The organism is Gemmatimonadales bacterium, assembly GCA_036279355.1.
In the GTDB taxonomy this organism is placed as follows: Bacteria; Gemmatimonadota; Gemmatimonadetes; order Gemmatimonadales; family GWC2-71-9; genus DASQPE01.
Map to the genome: position 1 here is coordinate 138,315 of DASUJH010000034.1, position 18,254 is coordinate 156,568.

The window sequence follows — 18,254 nt, forward strand, 5'->3', positions numbered from 1 at the left end:
ATGCGCTCTCGCCGAGGCTTTACCCTGATCGAGCTGATGGTGGCGCTGCTGCTGCTCACGGCGGTGGTCGGGTCCATCTACAAGCTGCTGGTCGCCACCCAGCGCGTGTCGCGCGCGCAGAGCGAGCACGTGAACATGCAGGCCAACATGCGCGCGGGCGCCTTCATCGTGCCGGCGGAGCTGCGCGCCATCGGCTACGATGTCTTCCCGCCCTCGACGGTGGTCCCCGACATCGAGGACATGCAGGCCACGAGCATCACGTTCCGCGCGCAGCGGAGTGCCGGCATCATCTGCCAGGTGAACGCGGGCCAGGTCGTGGTCGATACGACGACCAACTACTCGAGCCTCCGCGCCCCGAACACGTCGCCCACCGACAGCATCATGCTCTTCGTCGACGGCGACCCGACCATCAGCACGGACGACCGCTGGGTCTCCCGCGCGATCACCGCCACGAGCACGACGACGTGCCCGAGCGGCGCCGCCGCCCGGTCGTTCACCGTCGGCGCCGACTTCAACGCGACCGGCGATCCGATACCGCAGACCTCGATCACCATCGGCTCGCCGATGCGGACCTTCGAGGGCATGCAGTACAGCCTTTACCAGTCGGGCAGCGAGTACTATCTCGGCGCCAAGTCGGTGAATGACGCCTCGGCGACGCGCCAACCCGTGCTCGGTCCGCTCTCGTCGAACAACGGCTTCAACCTAGCCTATTACGACCAGTCGGGCACCGCGATCACGGGCAACACCGCCACGGATCATGCCAATGTCCGCACGATCCAGGTCACCTTCGTCAGCGTGTCCGATCAGAACGTCACCACGTCGGGCTACGGTACGCAGCAGCAGGCGGTCGACAGCGTCGTCGCACTGGTCCAGCTCCGGAACATGCGATGACCATTCCCCGGGGGCACGCCATGCGGAAGTCGCAGCTCAAGGACGAACGCGGAATCGCGCTGGTGATTGCGATCGTGGCGCTGGTCGTGATCGGTGCCATCGTGGCCGGCACCTTCTTCGTGAGCACGCTCGAGCAGCGCACGTCGTACAACGCGCTGGCGTCGAGCCAGGCTTCCGAGGCGGCCGAAGCTGGCCTGCAGGACGCCACGGCCAACTGGAACACGGCGTGGAACTCGCTCACGGCGCCGAGCACGAGCGGAGTGATCGCCGGGCCGGCGCTCGCGAGCGGCGCGGTCGACAGCTACACCGTGGCGCCCACCACGTCCGTCAACCCGAGCCTGTTCGTCGTCACCTCGTGGGGCACGAGCAACGGGACGAAGCAGACGCTCGCCTCGGTGCTCCGCCTGCTCAAGGCGAATGTGGTCGTGAACGCGGCGGTAACCGCGGGCGGCAACGTGCAGGTGGGCGGTAATGCCGCCATCCAGGGCGCCAACACGAACCCATCCGGCTGGAGCGGCTGCGCGACCGCCCCGGACCAGGCAGGTATCCGGTCCAGCGGTACGATCAATACCAACGGCAACCCCTCGATCGCGGGCACGCCGCAGACCGTGCCGAACGACGCGTCGGTGAACTCCGCGACGTTCCAAACGCCGTTCCAGCAGCTCAAGCAGGTGGCCACGCTCAACTTCACCGGCGGGAGCGGCAGCGGCAATTATGTGACCTTCACCAACATCGCGCCGGTGAGCACCGGTAGTCCGGCCACCTGCGACCGCAGCAACATGTCGAACTGGGGTGAGCCGCTCCGCACCGGGACGTACGTGTCCGCATGCACCAACTACGCACCGGTGGTGTACATCAACGGCAATGCCAAGTTCAACTCCCAGGGCCGAGGCCAGGGCATTCTGCTGGTCGAGGGCGATCTTTCCATCGCCGGCGGATTCCAGTGGGTTGGCCTCGTGATCGCAACGGGGCAGGTCAAGACCGGTAACGGCACGAGCAACGTGACCGGCTCGATCCTGGCCGAGAACGCCGACATCGGAGACCAGACCAGCTTCTCGGGTACACCAGTCGTATCGTATTCGCAGTGCGCGCTCGCGTATGTGCTCCAACAGAGCGCGGTCGCGCGCCCGCTTGCCGGCCGCTCATGGACGCCGGTCTTCTGACCGAAAGCCCCGCCATGGCATTGCGAGAATCCGGTTGCGAAAGGGAAGGGGGCCGCTCGGCCCCCTTCACCATTTGACCCTGGAGTAGCGGCCTAACCCGTTTGCCTTCACCGCCTTCCGCGCCGCACCAGCCCCCGGCACATGGGTTGCACCTCCGCTGCAAACCGATGCTCATGGGCATCGCGAAAATGCTACGCTTTGCGCTCGGATGAGTTGAACAAAGGCCCGTTCGCGACGGACATTGGCTTCGGCCCGGACTGGCGTAGCTCATTCGCAACCCCCCAACCATCGGGCACCTATGGCACTGTTTGGTCGCAACTCGACCACCGTGGGCCTCGACATCGGGAGCGGGCTCATCAAGCTCGTGGCCGTGTCGCATCGCTCCGGCGAGCCCGTCCTGACGAAGGTGGCGTTCACCCACGTCGCCAACGATGCCATTGTCGAGGGCGAGGTCATGGACCCGGCGCTCGTGGCCGAGGCCATCAGGTCCCTCATGGCCTCGGCGGGAATCAAGGCCAAGCAGGTCGTCACCGCCGTCGGCGGCCGCGACGTGATCATCAAGAAGATCCAGATGGATCGGATGAAGGAGACCGAGGCGCGCGAGGTCATCCGCTGGGAGGCCGAGCAGCACGTCCCCTTCGACATGGACAACGTCGAGCTCGACTTCCAGATCCTGGACCCTGAGGGCGAGGGGCTCCAGATGACCGTGCTGCTCGTCGCCGCCAAGCGGGAGCTGATCGAGACCAAGCTCACGCTGCTTTCCGAGGTGGGGCTCGAGCCCCGCATCATCGACGTCGACGCCTTCGCGCTCCACAACGCCTTCGAGGTGAATTACCCCGAGGCCATGCGCGGCGTCGTCGGGCTCGTCAACATCGGTCACGAGACGACCAACATCAACATCCTCGACGACGGCATTCCCGTCCTCACGCGGGACATCCCGGTCGGCACCCGCCGCTTCCGGGAGGACCTCCAGCGCGAGCGCGGCCTCTCCGCCGCCGACGCCGACAAGCTGCTCCAGGGCAACGAGCCGAACGACGTGCTCGAGCCGTTCCTCGCGAGCCGCGGGGAAGAGCTGGCCGTGGGCATCGAGCGCGCCGCCGCATTCCTCCAGAGCGCGAGCCGCTCCGCCGGTGGCATCGCCCGGCTCTTCACGACGGGCGGCGGCTCCCGTATTCCGCGGCTCAATCGCGTGCTCGGCGATCGGCTGCGGCTCCCGGTGCAGCCGGCCAATCCGCTCGAGCGCCTCCAGGTGGCCGAGGGCGTCTTCGGTGCGATGGACGTGGACGAAGTGGCTCCGCTACTGATGCTCCCCATCGGCCTCGCACTCAGGGCGGCCGCGTGATCACTCCCATCGGACGCGACATCCCATGATCACGGTCAATCTCCGGCCCGGGCTCAAGCGCAAGCGCGCCGGTTCGCCGCTCGCCGGCGTCACCGAGCGGATGAAGGGCCTTGGCGCCAGTGTCAAGGACCCGATGCTCATGGTGGTGGCGGCGAGCTGGGTAATCGTGGTGCTCGGTGTGGGCGGCATGTGGCTCGGCACCGCCCACCAGCTTGGCGCGCTCGAGCCCGAGCTCGAGTCCACCCGCGCGGAGAACCAGCGGTTCCGGACCTTCCTCGCGGAGAAGCACAAGCAGGAGCTGATTCGCGACTCGATCGTCGCCCAGATCAGGACCATCCGGAGCGTGGACGGCGACCGCTACGTCTGGCCCCATGTGCTCGACGAGGTGACCAAGGCGCTTCCGCCTTTCACCTGGCTGGTGGACATGTCGCCCACCGCGGCGCCGACCCCGCCGCCGCCTCCGCCGGGGCCGGCCAATGCCAAGAACGCGGCGGCCGCGCCAGCGGATACCGCGCGCCCGCCGCTCGCATTCCAGATTGATGGGCGCACGGTGGACATCCAGGCCTACACCCGCTTCCTGCGGCAGCTCGAAGCGTCGCCCTGGATTACCGACGTGACGCCGATTTCCGCCGCCACCGTGGTCGAGCAGAACCGCGCGATCACCGCATTCACCATTCGGGCCTCCTTCAAGCAGGCCGACTCGGCCTACGTCCGGACGGTTCCCTTGAGCCAGTCGGTGAGGTAAGCGTGGCCACCTCCAACTCCAAGCTGATCCCGGCCTGCGCGGTGCTGCTGGCACTGCTCGTCGGGTACGTCGGATACTACGGCATCGAGCTGGCCGGCGGCGTCACCGTAAACGGCATCTCCGCCAAGCGCGAGCGGATCCAGACGATCAAGGACTCGATCGCCGACCTCGAGGCGCAGACCGCCAAGGCCAAGCAGGAGCTGGCGCGCGGCACCGTCGAAGACCTCCGCCGCAAGCTCGACGGCTACCGCTCGAGCCTCGGCCTCCTCCGCCGCCTCGTGCCGGAGCGGAACGAGGTGCCGAACCTGCTCGACGACATCTCCACCCGCGGCAAGATCCGCGGCGTCACGCTGTCGCAGGTCGTGCCGCTCCCGGTCGAGAGCGGTCCGGTACCGTTCGACACCTATCGGTACACGATGTCGGTCATCGGGCACTACGATCAGATCGGTGAGTTCCTCGCCGACGTGGCGAGCCTGCAGCGCATCATCGTGCCGCAGGACGTCTCGCTCGCCGCCGCCAATCAGGCCGCGGCCCACGCGCTGGGCGACACCTCCGGCGCGCTGCTCGAGGCGAAGTTCCAGATCCGCACGTACGTCAAGTCCAACGCGGCCGGAGCCGAAGGAGACGCCAGTGGCACCTAACCGGTGGGTGGCAGGCCTGCTCGTCGCCGCGACCCTCGCCGCGCCCGGCGCGGCGTACGGCCAGGAGAAGGCGCCGGCAGATTCGGGCACCAGGGCCATGGCGGCGGCCGCGGTGTCGCACGCGCGGCTCGCGGTGGCGGCCGCTGCGTCGCCCGCCACACCGGCCGCGCCTCCAGCCGCGACAACGGTACCGGCGCCAACGCCGCCCGCCGCCGCGCCCGCGCACGGGGACAGCGCCGCCGTGGATTCGCTCAACGATCCTGCTGAGACCCAGGTGGCGCGCGAAATGTTTGCCTACAGCGGGGCGCCGCGCGATCCCTTCGCGTCGCTCATCAAGAGCGCGCACGTAGGCCCCGAGCTGAGCGACCTGCAGCTCGTCGCCATCTATGAAGACATGTACTCGCCCGCCGGGAGCGTCGCTGTGCTCCGCGACAAGACCGACGGCAAGCGCCACAAGCTTCGCAGCGGCGATCAGCTCGGCCGGCTGCGGGTGACCCAGATCCGGGCGAAGGACGTCGTGTTCACCATTCAGGATTTCGGGGTCGAACGGCAGGAAACTCTCTCGCTGCGCAAGCAGGAGGACGCCACCCAATGACGCGACTCACTCGTTTGCTGCGCCGCGGAGCGTGCGTACTCGCCGCCGCCGCGCTGGCCGGGGCTCCCTCGCCGTTGCTCGCCGAGGGCGGCCCCGGCACGGGCGGCCCCGCGAACGGCGAGGTCACCGGCGTCAGCGTGCAGCCGTCGCCGGGCCGCGCGGAGGTGGTGGTGAACATCCAGGGGGCCGTGGAGGTGCGCGATTTCATGCTGCGTTCGCCCGACCGGCTCGTCCTCGACCTCAAGGGCGCGCACCTCAACGCGGCGGGCGGCGCGGCGTATGATGGCGCCAACCGCGGCGGCGTGGTGAACCTGCGCTACTCCCAGTTCAAGCCCGACGTTGTGCGCGTCGTGCTCGACCTCGACGGAATCAGGTCGTACAAGCTCGAGCGGACGGCGGAGGAAGTCCGGGTGGGCTTCGAGACCGACAAGTCGTTCGCGGCCTGGTCGTCGACCGCTCCCGCCGTCGCCATGGCGGATGCGGTCGCAGCCAAGCCGGAGCCGCCGGCACACGCGGCGCGGGAACTCGGCGCCCCGGCTCGGCAGCCGGAAGTCAGGGTGGAGCCCGCCGCGATCCACACCCAGACGGGCCTCCGCCTCCCGAATGACCAGCCGCGCATCACGGTCACCTGGGACCACGCCACCGTCGCGGACGTGGTCGCGGGCTTCGCCGCGTTCAGCGGCCGCACCATCATCCTCGGCAAGGACATCAAGGGTGACGTCTCCGCCGAGATCAAGAACCAGCCGTGGGACCAGGCCTTTCAGGCGATCCTCGCCACCCAGGGCCTCTCGGCCACCGAGATGTCGGGTGGGATCATCCGGGTTGACTCGCCCCAGGCGCTCGCGGCGCTCGATTCGCTCGAGCCGCTCGAGTCGCGCACGGTGCCCATCAACTACACGCCGCTCGGCCAGATCACCAAGTCGGTCGAGACCCTGCTCACCAAGGGCCGCGGCCGCGTGATCGCCGATTCGGCCTCGAGCAGCCTCATCGTCACCGACACCCGGAGCCGCATCGACGAAATCACCCACTTCGTCGCCAATCTGGACCGGAAGACGCCGCAGATCCTCATCAAGGCGAAGATCATCTTCGTGGATCGGACTGATCTCGAGCGGCTCGGCCTGCGCTACGACCTGAGCACCCGCAACCAGTTCTTCAACAACCTGGTCTCGCAGCCCCCGCCGTCAGGCGGCGTGCCCCTGGGCCCGCAGGGCGGGAGCGGCTTCGTCGATCTGGGTGGCAACACGCTCTCGCTCATCGGCAACGCCAACGGCCGGGTGGACAACTCGGCGCTCGACCTGGTCTTTTCGACCATCCTGGGCGGCAACACCATCACCGCCTTCCTGAGCGCCTTGCAGCAGCAGCAGCTCGCCGACATCCAAGCCGAGCCGACCATCAGCACGCTCGATAACCGCCGCGCCGACATCCTGGTCGGCGAGGAAACGCCGGTGCCCGGCGCGCCGCCGCAGCAGGGCTCGGCCGTCGCGGTGCAGCAGGTGCAGTTCAAGGAGACCGGCATCCGGCTCACGGTCACGCCGCACCTCACCAACAGCGGCCAGATCCTGATGCAGCTCCGCACGGAGCGCTCTGCGGTGCAGGACCTGCCGGCGTCGCAGTTCGGCTTCAACTTCACCAAGCAGACGACCGAAAATCAGCTGCTGGTGAACGACGGCGAGACCGCGGTCATCGGCGGCCTCACCATCACCGAGGTGAACCGCACGCGCTCGGGCATCCCGCTGCTCTCGCAGCTGCCGATCGTGGGCGGCCTTTTCGGGACCACGTCGAACCAGGAGCGGCGGCGCGATCTGATGATCCTGGTGACGCCCCGCGTGGTGGACGACGCGCCCACGGGAAGCTGAGCGGCGCGTCAGGCCCTTGGCCGGGTGCGGTCGAATTGGTAGAATCGAGCCCGGCCACGCGTCGGGCTCGATCGTTTTCCGGAACAGGACAGACACGTGCATCTCAGGTTCACCACCGCGGGCGAGTCGCACGGCAAGGCGCTCGTCGCGATCGTCGAGGGATTGCCGGCGGGGCTCCCGATCACCGCCGACGCGGTCGATCGCGATCTCGCGCGCCGCATGATGGGTTACGGCCGCGGCGCGCGGATGAAGATCGAGCGCGACCGGATCGAGTGGCTCGCCGGCGTGCGCAACGGCGAGACGCTCGGCTCGCCGGTGGCGATGCTCATCGCCAATCGCGACTGGGCCAACTGGGAGGATGTGATGGCTGCCGAGGGAACGCCCGGTGGCTTGCGCCGCCGCCGCGTCACCCGCCCGCGCCCCGGCCACGCGGATCTGGCCGGGGTGCTCAAGTACGACCGGGTCGACGCCCGAGACATCCTGGAGCGCGCGAGCGCGCGCGAGACCACTGCGCGAGTAGCGGCAGGCGCCCTCGCTCGCCGGTTGCTGGACGAGTTTGGCGTCGAGGTCGGCAGCCATGTGGTGTCGCTTGGCGGCGTGCGCGCGGCGCCGCCGGCCGAGCTGCCCTCGCCGCTCAACGAGGCCGCGGACCGCTCCGAGATTCGCGTCCTCGACCCTGCCGTCGAAGCCGAGATCATCGGGCGGATCGACCGCGCCAAGAAGGAAGGCGACACGCTGGGCGGCGAAGTGGAGATCGTGGCGCGCGGCGTCCCCGTCGGGCTCGGCAGCCACGTGAGCTGGGACCGCAAGCTCGACGGGCGGCTCGCCGGCATGCTCATGTCGATTCCCGCCGTGAAAGGCGTCGAGATCGGCCTGGGCTTCGAGGCCGCGCGGCGCCCGGGCTCCCAAGTGCATGACCCGATCGATGCGGATCCGCCCGGCACGGCGCCGCGCGGCGGCGACGCCCGCGCCGGCTTTCAGCGACGCAGCAACAACGCCGGCGGCCTCGAGGGCGGCATCACCACGGGGGAACCGCTGCGTGTTCGAGTAGCGATGAAGCCGATCTCGACGCTGATGTCACCGCTGCCGACCGTGGATCTCACCTCCGGCGGCCCGGCCAGCGCGCAGAGCGAGCGGTCGGACGTGACGGCCGTGCCTGCCATGGGCGTCATCGCCGAAGCGCTCGTGGCACTCGTCGTGGCCGACGCGATGCTGGAGAAGTTCGGCGGCGACAGCCTGGGTGAGATGAAGCGCAACGTTTCCGGATACCTCGCGGCACTTGGCGAGCGCTGGCGGGCGCTCCGGGCCGAGGCGGCGCCCGACTGATGCCGCGCCACGTGGTGCTCGTGGGTCTGCCCGGGTCCGGCAAGAGCACTGTCGGCAAGCTCGCCGCGGAGGCACTCGGCACGTCGGGGATGGATGTGGACGCCTTTCTGGTGCGCCAGATGGGCATGCCGATCAGCCAGATTTTTGGCAAGTACGGCGAGGCTGAGTTCCGGAGCATGGAGCGCGGCGCCGTGCAGGCGGCGCTCGGCGGGCCGCCCCTCGTGCTGGTGCCTGGCGGCGGGTGGGCCGCCCAGGCGGGTGAGCTGGATGCGGCGCGCGGGGTGGGTATCATCATCTATCTCAAGTGCGACGCCGCCACCGCCGCCAAGCGGAGCGGGCAGGGCGAGGTGCGGCCGCTGCTCATGGGAGAGGATCCCGTCGCCCGCATGCGCGAGCTCCTCCTCGCCAGAGCACCGTTCTACGATCGGGCCGACCACGTCCTCGTCACCGACCAAGACCCGGCGCCTGTCGTAGCCCAGAACGTCGCTCGCATCGCGCGAGAGGCTGCAGGGTGGTAAATTACTGATACGCTAAAACTTACGGGCAATTCCTTGCCAACAGGCGGCGGCCGGTCTTTCTTGCTCCGGGTCGCCGTTGACCCTGTTTTGACCGGGATGGCTACACTGACACATGCCTAGCACTAAGAAGAAGGCCACCAAACCGCGGAAGCGCGCAGCCGGGAGCGCGCCCTCGAAGCCTGCCCTGAAGCCCGCGACGTCTACCGGGAAGCCGGCTCGGGGAGGCGGATCTAAGCCCCGTACCAAGCACGCGGCCGGCAACGGTGCTGCTGCCGACGGGGGCCGTCGGCGCGGCGGGAGCCTCGTCATCGTCGAGTCGCCCACGAAGGCCAAGACGATCGGCAAGTACCTGGGCTCGGGCTACGCGGTCAAGGCAACCGTGGGCCACGTGCGCGATCTCCCCACCCGGAAGCTCGGCGTCGACATCGAGGGCGGCACGTTCACGCCCGAATACGTCATTATCAAAGGAAAGAGCCAGACGCTCAGCGAAATCAAAAAGGCCGCGCGGTCCGCCCGCGAGGTCTTTCTCGCCACCGACCCCGACCGGGAGGGCGAGGCCATCGCCTGGCACGTGGCGAGCCAGCTCGACCGCTCGGTGCCCACCCATCGGGTCCTCTTTCACGAGATCACCCGGGACGCCGTGAAGGCGGCGATGCGGAGCCCGGGGGACATCGACGAGCAGAAGGTGAACGCCCAGCAGGCCCGGCGCATCCTCGACCGGCTGGTCGGGTACAAGGCGAGCCCGCTCCTCTGGAAGAGCATCAAGACCGGCCTCTCGGCCGGGCGGGTACAGACCGTGGCGCTCAGGCTCATCGTCGAGCGCGAGCGCGGAATTCGCGCGTTCAAGCCGCAGGAGTACTGGAGCATCGAGGCGCTCTGCGCCGCGGACGGCCAGGAGTTCGAGGCATCGCTGCACAAGGTGGACGGCCACAAGCCGCAGCTCCACAGCGCGGACGACGCACGGAAGGTGATCGAGGCGGTCTTGGCAGGCACGCGTTCCGATCAGGTCGCGCCGGCCGAGCCGATCGCGAGTGCGCGTAGCGTGAGCACGCCCGGTCTCACCTGGACCGTGTCGAGCGTCGAGCGCAAGCAGCGCCACAAGCGCCCCGGCGCGCCGTTCACCACCAGCACGCTCCAGCAGGAAGCGGCCAAGCGGCTGGGCTTCTCCTCGCGGCGCACCATGCGCGCGGCGCAGGACCTGTACGAGGGCATCGACATCGGCGCCGAGGGGCCGGTGGGCCTCATCACCTACATGCGCACCGACTCGGTCCGCGTGTCCGATGCCGCCATCAAGTCGGTCCGGGATTTCATCGCCGCGAACTACGCCAAGGCCTACCTGCCCGACGCGCCCAACCAGTATTCGGCGCGGCGCGCCGCCAAGGTGCAGGATGCCCACGAGGCCATCCGCCCGACCGACGTGCGTCACCGGCCGGAAGACGTGCAGCCTTTCCTCGAGCCCGATCAGTTCCGGCTCTACCAGCTCATCTGGCAGCGCTTCGTCGCCTCGCAGATGATGCCGGCGGTCTACGACATGACGATCGTGGACTTCGACCTGGGCAAATATTTGTTCCGGGCGACGGGCTCCGTGCTCGTGTTCGACGGATACCATGTGCTCTACCTCGAGGGGCGCGAGCCGGAAGACGGCAAGGCGGTCGAGGACCTCTCGCCCATCCCGGCGCTCGAGCGCGGCGACAAGGTGGGCGTCGAGAAGATCACGCCGAACCAGCACTTCACCGAGCCCCCGCCGCGGTTCTCCGAGGCCAGCCTGGTGAAGGAGCTGGAGCGGCTTGGCATCGGCCGGCCGTCGACCTACAGTGCCATCATCTCCACGCTCTCGGCCCGCGAATACGTGAAGATCGAGAGCCGGCGGTTCTTCCCCACTTCCCTCGGTGAGACGGTCGAGCGGGTCATGGTGAGCAAGTTCCCCGAGATCTTCGACGTCGGGTTTACCGCCGGCATGGAGACCGAGCTGGACAAGATCGAGGAAGGCGAGCTGCCCTGGCAGCGGGTGCTGAGCGACTTCTACGATCCCTTCACCCGCGCGCTCGAGGCCGTCGACATCAACGCGCTGGTGGCCGAGGCACACGGCCTCTCGCCCGAGCGGCTGGCGAGCGAGCGGTGTCCCAAATGCGGGCGGCGCGTCGAGCTCCGCACGGGCCGGTTCGGTCCGTACCTCGCCTGCGAGAAGTACAAGGACGGCTGCGACTACGCCAAGTCGCTCCGGAAGGACAAGGCGCCGGACCGTCCCACCGACGCGAAGTGCCACCTCTGTCAGGCGCCGATGGTCATCAAGACCGGTCGGTTCGGCGAGTTCCTCGCCTGCACGCGCTACCCCGAGTGCAAAGGCACCCGCGCGGTGCCGCTCGGCATGAAGTGCCCCAAGTGCCTCGAGGGCGATCTGGCCGAGCGGCGCACCAAGCGCGGCAAGTCGTTCTGGGGGTGCGTGCGCTACCCGGCGTGCGACTTCTCCACCTGGAACCGCCCCGTGGCCGAGGAGTGCCCGACCTGTGGATGGGTGGGACTCGAGCGCAAGGTGACCAAGGCCGAGGGTGAGGTGCGCACCTGCCTCAAGTGCGGTCACCGCATCGTCGCCGTCGAACCGGAGGAGATGGCGCTCACGTGAGGGCAGCCGTCGGGTGAAGGCTTCGGTCGTGGGCGGCGGGCTGGCGGGATGCGAGGCCGCCTGGGCCCTGGCCGAGCGGGGCGTCCGGGTGACCCTCTACGAAATGCGGCCGCGGGTGCGCACTGCGGCCCATGCCTCGGATCGTCTGGCGGAGCTGGTCTGCAGCAACTCGTTCAAGTCGCGGGAACTCACCAACGCACACGGACTGCTCAAGGCGGAGCTCAGGCGGCTGGGCAGCCTGCTGCTCTGCTGCGCCGAGGAGGCGCAGGTGCCCGGCGGTGCGGCGCTGGTCGTCGATCGCGAACTGTTCTCGCGCGCCGTGCACGATCGCGTGTCGGCTCACCCCAACGTCACGCTGGTGCGCGAGGAGGTGGCGGAGCTGCCGTCGCCCGCGGTAATCGCGACGGGCCCGCTCACCTCGGAACGGCTGGGTGCCGCGCTCGCTGCGCGGCTCGGCGCCTCCGCGCTCGCGTTCTACGATGCCATCGCGCCCATCGTCGCCGACGAATCGCTCGACCGCGGCGCGCTTTACGCGCTTTCGCGGTACGGCAAGGGCGACGGCGCGGACTACCTCAACGCCCCGCTCGACGCCGGCGCGTATGCCTCGTTCGTGGATGCGCTCGCCACGGCCGACCAGTTTACCGCCCACGAATTCGACCAGGTGCCGTATTTCGAGGGCTGCCTGCCGATCGAGGAGATGGCGCGCCGCGGCCCCGAGACGCTCCGCTTCGGACCGATGAAGCCGGTGGGCCTGCCCAATCCGCGCACCGGGCGCGAGCCGCACGCCGTCGTGCAGCTCCGGCGCGAGGACCGCGTGGGACAGATGTGGAACCTGGTGGGCTTTCAGACGCGCCTCAGGATTCCGGAGCAGCAACGGGTGTTCTCGACGATTCCGGGCCTCGGCGCGGCGGAGTATCTCCGCTACGGCAGCATCCATCGGAACGCCTACGTCAACAGCCCCGCGTGCCTCGGCACGGCGCTCACGCTTCATGACGACGACCGGATTTTCCTCGCGGGCCAGATGACCGGCGTCGAGGGCTACACCGAATCGCTCGGCACGGGGCTCCTCGCGGGCATCAACCTCGCGCGCCGGCTCGAAGGCCGACCGGCTGCGGTCCCGCCGCCCACCACCATGCTCGGCGGCCTCTACCGCTATCTTCGCGAGGCGGACCCGCGCCACTTTCAGCCGATGAACGCGAACTTCGGCCTGCTGGATCCGCTGCCCGAAAAGGTGAAGAAGGAGACGAGGCGTGCGCGGCTGGCGGAGCGCGCGATTGCGGAGTTCGAGGCATGGGCAGAAGGGCTCTGACGATGGGCGGCGAGTCGGTCCGCCATCTCGTGTCCGAATTTCTGGCGCACTCGGAGGTCGAGCGCAATCAGTCGCCCAACACCGTGATCGCATATCGGCGCGACCTCGATGCGTTCATGGATTTCTGCGACCGACACTACGGCGCCGACTGGAGCTGCGAGTCGGTCGATCGCGCCGGCCTTCGCGGATTTCTGGGCGACATGCAGCGCCGCGGGCTCTCCAAGCGCTCGGCCGCTCGTGCGCTCTCCGCAGTGCGCGGCCTGTTCCGGTACCTGCAGGTGCACCATGGGCTCGCCGTGAACGTGGCGCGCGTCGCCAAGGTGCCGCGGATCGAGAAGCGGTTGCCGTCGCATCTCGACCGCGCCACGATGGAGGCGCTCTTCGCCTGGGCGGAACAGCGCGCCGAAGGCGGCGACCTGCTCGCCGCGCGGGACCTCGCGATGCTGGAGCTGTTCTATTCCACCGGCATGCGCCTGTCCGAGCTGGCTGGTCTCAATCTGGGCGACGTGGACCTGTTGTCGGACCAGGCGAAGGTGCGCGGGAAGGGGCGCAAGGAGCGCATCGTGCCGGTGGGCTCGCGCGCGGTCCTCGCCCTCCGCCGCTATCTTCGGCTCAGGGAGCAGCAGCCGCCGGGCAAGGGCGCGGACCCACGGGCGCTCTTCATGAGTGTCCGCGGCCGGCGCTTACCGCCGCGTGGCGTGCAGCGCCGGATGCATCTCCTCTTCGATGCGGTAGGCGGCGACGGGCTCCGGGTCCATTCGCTCCGCCACACCTTCGCGACCCACATGCTCGACGCCGGCGCGGACCTGCGGGCGGTGCAGGAGCTGTTGGGACATGCATCGCTCAGCACGACGCAGGTGTACACCCATGTGAGCGTGGAAAGGTTGAAGGGCGTCTATGCCCGTGCGCATCCCAGAGCTTGAACGAGGAAGGTTGACCAGGCGGTCGAGTCGGCGGTAAGGGCGGTAGCGGCTTACCGCCTAGCTGACAACGAGGTCCCATGCACGGCGTCCATCCGACGTTCCACGGAACCACCATCCTTACCGTCCGCAAAGGCGGTCGCATCGCCCTTGGCGGCGATGGCCAGGTGAGCATCGGCGATACGGTGATGAAGTCGCGCTCCGTGAAGGTGCGCACGCTCAAGGGCGGAAAGGTGCTGGCCGGGTTTGCGGGGTCGGTGGCGGATGCGCTCACGCTTTACGAAAAGTTCGAGGAGAAGCTCGATCGGTATCCCGGGAACCTTCCGCGCGCCGCGGTGGAATTGGCCAAGGATTGGCGCAGCGACCGCGTGCTGCGGCGGCTGGAGGCGCTCCTCGTCGCGGCGGATCTGGAGCACAGCTTTCTCTTGAGCGGCGCCGGGGAGCTGATCGAGCCGGACGACGGGATCGTGGCCGTGGGCTCGGGCGGCAACTTTGCGCTGGCCGCCGCGCGCGCGCTGCTGCCCGATCCGGCCGTCGGCGCCCGCGACATCGTGCAGCGCTCGCTCGACATCGCCGCCGACATCTGCGTCTATACCAACCGGAACATCACCATCCTCGAGCTGCCCTGAGTCGCTCGGTTTACTGTTTCCCGCGGTTCCCTTACGCTTCAGCCATGGCCACAACCGTCCCCGCCCCTAACGCCCCTGCGCCGACCGAGGAGCAGCCGCCGCTCCCGTGGCTCGAGGAAATGCCGCCCCGCCAGATCGTGGCCGAGCTGGACCGCTACATCGTGGGCCAGGACGCGGCCAAGCGCGCCGTTGCCATCGCGGTGCGGAACCGCTGGCGCCGTGCCCAGGCCGCGGACGACATCCGGGACGAGATCACCCCCTACAACATCATCCTCATCGGTCCCACCGGCGTCGGCAAGACCGAAGTGGCTCGGCGGCTCGCGCGGCTCGCGGGCGCGCCGTTCATCAAGGTCGAGGCCTCGAAGTTCACCGAGGTGGGCTATGTGGGCCGCGACGTCGAGTCGATGATCCGCGACCTGGTCGACGCGGCGATCAATATGGTCCGCACCGAGCGGGAGGACGAGGTATATCCGCAGGCGGAGCAACGGGCCGATGAGCGCTTGCTGGATCTCCTCCTCCCTCCGCCTGCACCCCAGACGGGAGGGGCGGTAAAGGCGGAAAAGGCGGTACCGGGTGAGAAGGCCGAGCCCTCTGTGTTCGTGGTCTCGGCGAGCGGGCAGGCGAAGGCGGAGCGGGGGCTGGAGATCGAAGACGAGCGAAGGAAGCGGTCGAGAGAGAAGCTGCGGGACATGCTTGCCACCGGGCGGCTGGACGAGCGCGAGGTCGAGATCGAGATGACGCCGCAGAGCTTCCCGATGCTCGAGTTGATGCAGCCGCCGCAGGGCATGGAAGGGGCCGACTTCAACTTCACCGAGATGCTGCAGGAGATGCTCCCCAAGCGGAAGAAGCGGCGCACCCTCAGGGTACCCGACGCCCGCCGGGTGCTGATCGATGAAGAATTGAAGAAGCTGGTCGACATGGACGACGTGGTGAACGAATCGCTCGACCGGGTCGAGAACCACGGCATCATCTTCATCGACGAAATCGACAAGATCGCGGGCGAGCGCGGCCCGTCCATGGGACCCGACGTCTCGCGCGAGGGCGTGCAGCGCGACATGCTCCCGATCGTCGAGGGCTCGACGGTGCAGACCCGCTACGGCTACGTGCGCACCGACCACATCCTCTTCATCGCGGCCGGCGCGTTCCACGTGTCCAAGCCGTCGGACCTGATCCCCGAGCTCCAGGGGCGCTTTCCCATCCGGGTCGAGCTGCAGCCGCTCACCCGCGACGATTTCGTCCGCATCCTGACGGAACCGGAGAACGCGCTCACCCGGCAGTACCACGCGCTGGTGGCCGCCGAGGGAGTGGAGCTCCAGTTCACCCCCGACGGCATCGCCGAGATCGCGCGGGTGGCGTTCGTGGCGAACGATCGGATGGAAAACATCGGCGCGCGCCGCCTCCACACCGTCATGGCGACGCTGATGGAGGACCTGCTCTTCGATCTGCCCGACTTTCCCGAGAAGCGGATCCTGTTCGACGCGCCCACGGTGCGCGAGCGCCTGGCCAAGGTCGTGAACGACGACGATCTCCGCCGCTACATCTTGTAGACCACCCCACCCTTCATCACGAAGCTCACCCGCTCGGTCGCGGTGATGTCGCGGAGCGGGTCGCCCGGCACGGCGACGATGTCGGCCAGCTTGCCGGGCGCCAGCACGCCGCGGTCGGTCACGCCGAGCAGGTCCGCGGCGTTCACCGTGGCGGTGCGGAGCGCGTCGATGGGCCGCATGCCGTAGCCCACGTACACCGCGAACTCGTGCGCGTTCTCGCCGTGCGGATAGACCGCGGCGTCGGTGCCGAAGGCGATCTTGACGCCGGCGCGGATGGCCTTGCGGTGACTCGCCTGCGCGAGTGGGACGGCCTCGCGCATCTTGGCGGCGAGCGGCGGCGGCAGATCGTCCGCCTTGATGCGGGTGAGCAGGTACGCGGTCGGGACGAGCCAGGTCCCGTGCTCCTTCATGAGGCGGATCGCCTCGTCGTCGAGGATGGAGCCGTGCTCGATCGAGGTGACGCCGGCGCGCACGGCCGCCTTGATGCCCGCGGTGCCGTGCGCGTGCGCCGCCACCCTGAGCCCGTGGCGATACGCCTCGTCCACGATGGCCTTGAGCTCCTCGTCCGAGAGCTGTTGCGCGCCGAGCGTCGCATCGTAGGAGAGCACGCCGGCGGTGGCGCACACCTTGATGACTTGGGCGCCGTGCTTGATCTGGTAGCGCACCGCCTTCACCGCTTCATCCACGCCGTCGGCGACGCCCTCCTCGGGGCCGAGCTCCAGGATGCCGGGCGCCCAGCCGGTGGCGTCGCAGTGGCCGCCGGTGATGCCGATGGCGTGGCCGGCCGGCACGATCCGGGGGCCATCCACCAGGCCGCGGTCGATCGCGTGCATGAGCGCGACGTCGCTGAACCCGCCCGCGCCGACGTTTCGCACGGTGGTGAAGCCGGCGAGCAGCGTGGTGCGCGCGTTGTGCGCGCCGCGGAGCGCCTCGTCCGCCGCGGTCTCCCGGACCGGGCGGGTGAGCCAATCGCCGCCGATGTCGAAGGTGAGGTGGACGTGCGCGTCGATGAAGCCGGGGAGGAGCGTCGCGTCGCCGAGGTCGATGCTACGGGCACCCGCCGGGACGCCGTCGGGCCCCATGCTCCGGATCCGGTCCTTCTCGACCACGACGACACCCGGCGTCACCAGCTCGCCGCTCGTCACATCGAGCAGCCGCGCGGCGCGAATGACCGTGACGTCCTGCGCGGTGGCGGGAGCGGCAGCGGGCGGGACGCCGGAGAGGGCGAAAGCGATGGCCAAAACGGACAGGGGACGGGAGGCGAGTCGGCGACGCTTGGGCCGGGACATGCGCGTTCTCCGGGGCAACGGGATTGTGGGGGCGTGACGTGCGGGTCGGCGGGGTCAAACTACCCGCGAGGCTGCGACAGTCAATCTCGGCAGGTCGCTGTGGGTTGACATCGGTTTAGCTTATCCGATATTGAAGCAATATTCATGTTCATAATTCATTGAGACTGAAGGCCCGGCGATGCCTGTGGCCCACGCGCCTCCCCGCCAGAGCCGAAGCCGCGCCACGCTCGACCGGCTGATGCGAGCAACAGGGCAAGTCATCGCCGAGCGGGGCGTTGCGGGACTCACTGTCGGCCAGGTGGCACAGAAGGCGAACATTGCTGTCGGCACCATTTACACCCGCTTTGCCGATCGCGACGCGCTGGTCGCGGCCTTCGCCGCCGACTTCTTCGCCCGCGCCCGCGGGGCAAGCGCCCGTGCGTTGAGCGACGAGCGGTGCGCCCGCCTCGACGCCTGCGGCCTCGCCGAGCGAGTCGTCCGGCTCCTGGTCGAGGGCTACCGCGCGCATAGACGACTGCTGAGCGCGCTCTACCTCCACGCGCGCACCCGACCCGATGCCGTCACGGCCGATGTCGCCTCGGCCGACGCCGACTTCGCGGCGCGGCTCACCGCGCTCTTCCTCGCGCGCCGCGCCGAGTTGACGCACCCGCGGCCCGAGCGCGCCATCGCCGTCGCTCTCCTCATGCTCGACGGCGCCGCGAAGGAGGCGGTGCTCTTCGGCCGCGGCGCCGAGGCGGCGCTCGACGACGCCGACCTCATCGCCGAACTCACCCGCGCATTCGCCGCTTCGCTCACCTTGCTGCCCCCGTCCTCCCCCACTACAATCCGCGCGACGGGTACCCACACGCCTCCGTGAACGG

The 18,254-nt window shown here is 68.9% G+C and carries 16 protein-coding genes; 15 read left to right on the plus strand and 1 reads right to left on the minus strand.

Annotation, left to right across the window (positions count from 1 at the left end; translation table 11 throughout):
* The 14 genes from VFW66_09740 to hslU all read left to right on the plus strand — a co-directional run bounded on the left by VFW66_09740 (position 1) and on the right by hslU (position 16,105).
* Positions 1-891, plus strand: coding sequence for a prepilin-type N-terminal cleavage/methylation domain-containing protein (locus tag VFW66_09740; protein ID HEX5386969.1), 891 nt, complete (start codon positions 1-3; stop codon positions 889-891).
* Positions 888-2,054 (plus strand): hypothetical protein, encoded by a 1,167-nt coding sequence (locus VFW66_09745; protein ID HEX5386970.1) that lies wholly within the window; start codon positions 888-890, stop codon positions 2,052-2,054. Before VFW66_09740 ends, VFW66_09745 begins: the two co-directional genes overlap by 4 nt.
* 298 nt (positions 2,055-2,352) lie before the next feature.
* Entirely contained in the window at positions 2,353-3,396 is a 1,044-nt protein-coding gene (gene pilM / locus VFW66_09750) for a type IV pilus assembly protein PilM (GenBank protein ID HEX5386971.1), read from the plus strand.
* A gap of 25 nt (positions 3,397-3,421) precedes the next feature.
* The gene (locus VFW66_09755) at positions 3,422-4,141 is read left to right on the plus strand and encodes a PilN domain-containing protein (protein HEX5386972.1); all 720 of its coding nucleotides are present in this window, start codon (positions 3,422-3,424) and stop codon (positions 4,139-4,141) included.
* 2 nt (positions 4,142-4,143) lie between these two features.
* Positions 4,144-4,782, plus strand: coding sequence for a type 4a pilus biogenesis protein PilO (pilO, locus tag VFW66_09760; GenBank protein ID HEX5386973.1), 639 nt, complete (start codon positions 4,144-4,146; stop codon positions 4,780-4,782).
* Positions 4,772-5,377, plus strand: coding sequence for a hypothetical protein (locus VFW66_09765; protein HEX5386974.1), 606 nt, complete (start codon positions 4,772-4,774; stop codon positions 5,375-5,377). Before pilO ends, VFW66_09765 begins: the two co-directional genes overlap by 11 nt.
* Positions 5,374-7,233 carry an AMIN domain-containing protein gene (locus VFW66_09770; protein ID HEX5386975.1) on the plus strand — a complete coding sequence of 620 codons (1,860 nt, stop codon included), beginning with the start codon at positions 5,374-5,376 and terminating at the stop codon, positions 7,231-7,233. The genes VFW66_09765 and VFW66_09770 overlap by 4 nt, the downstream gene beginning before the upstream one ends.
* A gap of 96 nt (positions 7,234-7,329) precedes the next feature.
* A complete protein-coding gene (gene aroC / locus VFW66_09775) occupies positions 7,330-8,559 on the plus strand; it encodes a chorismate synthase (protein HEX5386976.1) in 1,230 nt (409 codons plus the stop codon).
* Positions 8,559-9,077: a shikimate kinase gene (locus tag VFW66_09780; GenBank protein HEX5386977.1), complete on the plus strand. Its 519-nt coding sequence runs from the start codon at positions 8,559-8,561 to the stop codon at positions 9,075-9,077. The genes aroC and VFW66_09780 overlap by 1 nt, the downstream gene beginning before the upstream one ends.
* Positions 9,078-9,189: 112 nt before the next feature.
* The gene (gene topA, locus VFW66_09785; GenBank protein ID HEX5386978.1) at positions 9,190-11,700 is read left to right on the plus strand and encodes a type I DNA topoisomerase; all 2,511 of its coding nucleotides are present in this window, start codon (positions 9,190-9,192) and stop codon (positions 11,698-11,700) included.
* 13 nt (positions 11,701-11,713) lie between these two features.
* Positions 11,714-13,009: a methylenetetrahydrofolate--tRNA-(uracil(54)-C(5))-methyltransferase (FADH(2)-oxidizing) TrmFO gene (gene trmFO, locus VFW66_09790; GenBank protein ID HEX5386979.1), complete on the plus strand. Its 1,296-nt coding sequence runs from the start codon at positions 11,714-11,716 to the stop codon at positions 13,007-13,009.
* Complete coding sequence (locus tag VFW66_09795; protein ID HEX5386980.1) at positions 12,991-13,932, plus strand: tyrosine recombinase XerC; 942 nt, start codon at positions 12,991-12,993, stop codon at positions 13,930-13,932. Before trmFO ends, VFW66_09795 begins: the two co-directional genes overlap by 19 nt.
* Positions 13,933-14,009: 77 nt before the next feature.
* Entirely contained in the window at positions 14,010-14,558 is a 549-nt protein-coding gene (hslV, locus tag VFW66_09800; GenBank protein ID HEX5386981.1) for an ATP-dependent protease subunit HslV, read from the plus strand.
* A gap of 44 nt (positions 14,559-14,602) precedes the next feature.
* Positions 14,603-16,105, plus strand: a complete 1,503-nt coding sequence (gene hslU, locus VFW66_09805; protein HEX5386982.1) for an ATP-dependent protease ATPase subunit HslU — start codon at positions 14,603-14,605, stop codon at positions 16,103-16,105.
* Here the strand turns inward: hslU and VFW66_09810 are convergent.
* Positions 16,093-17,394: an amidohydrolase family protein gene (locus tag VFW66_09810; protein ID HEX5386983.1), complete on the minus strand. Its 1,302-nt coding sequence runs from the start codon at positions 17,392-17,394 to the stop codon at positions 16,093-16,095. The two genes, hslU and VFW66_09810, sit on opposite strands and share 13 nt — an antisense overlap.
* Before the next feature lie 238 nt (positions 17,395-17,632).
* Here VFW66_09810 and VFW66_09815 point away from each other — a divergent pair, with 238 nt between their 5' ends.
* Positions 17,633-18,250: a helix-turn-helix domain-containing protein gene (locus VFW66_09815; protein HEX5386984.1), complete on the plus strand. Its 618-nt coding sequence runs from the start codon at positions 17,633-17,635 to the stop codon at positions 18,248-18,250.
* Positions 18,251-18,254 lie beyond the last annotated feature (4 nt).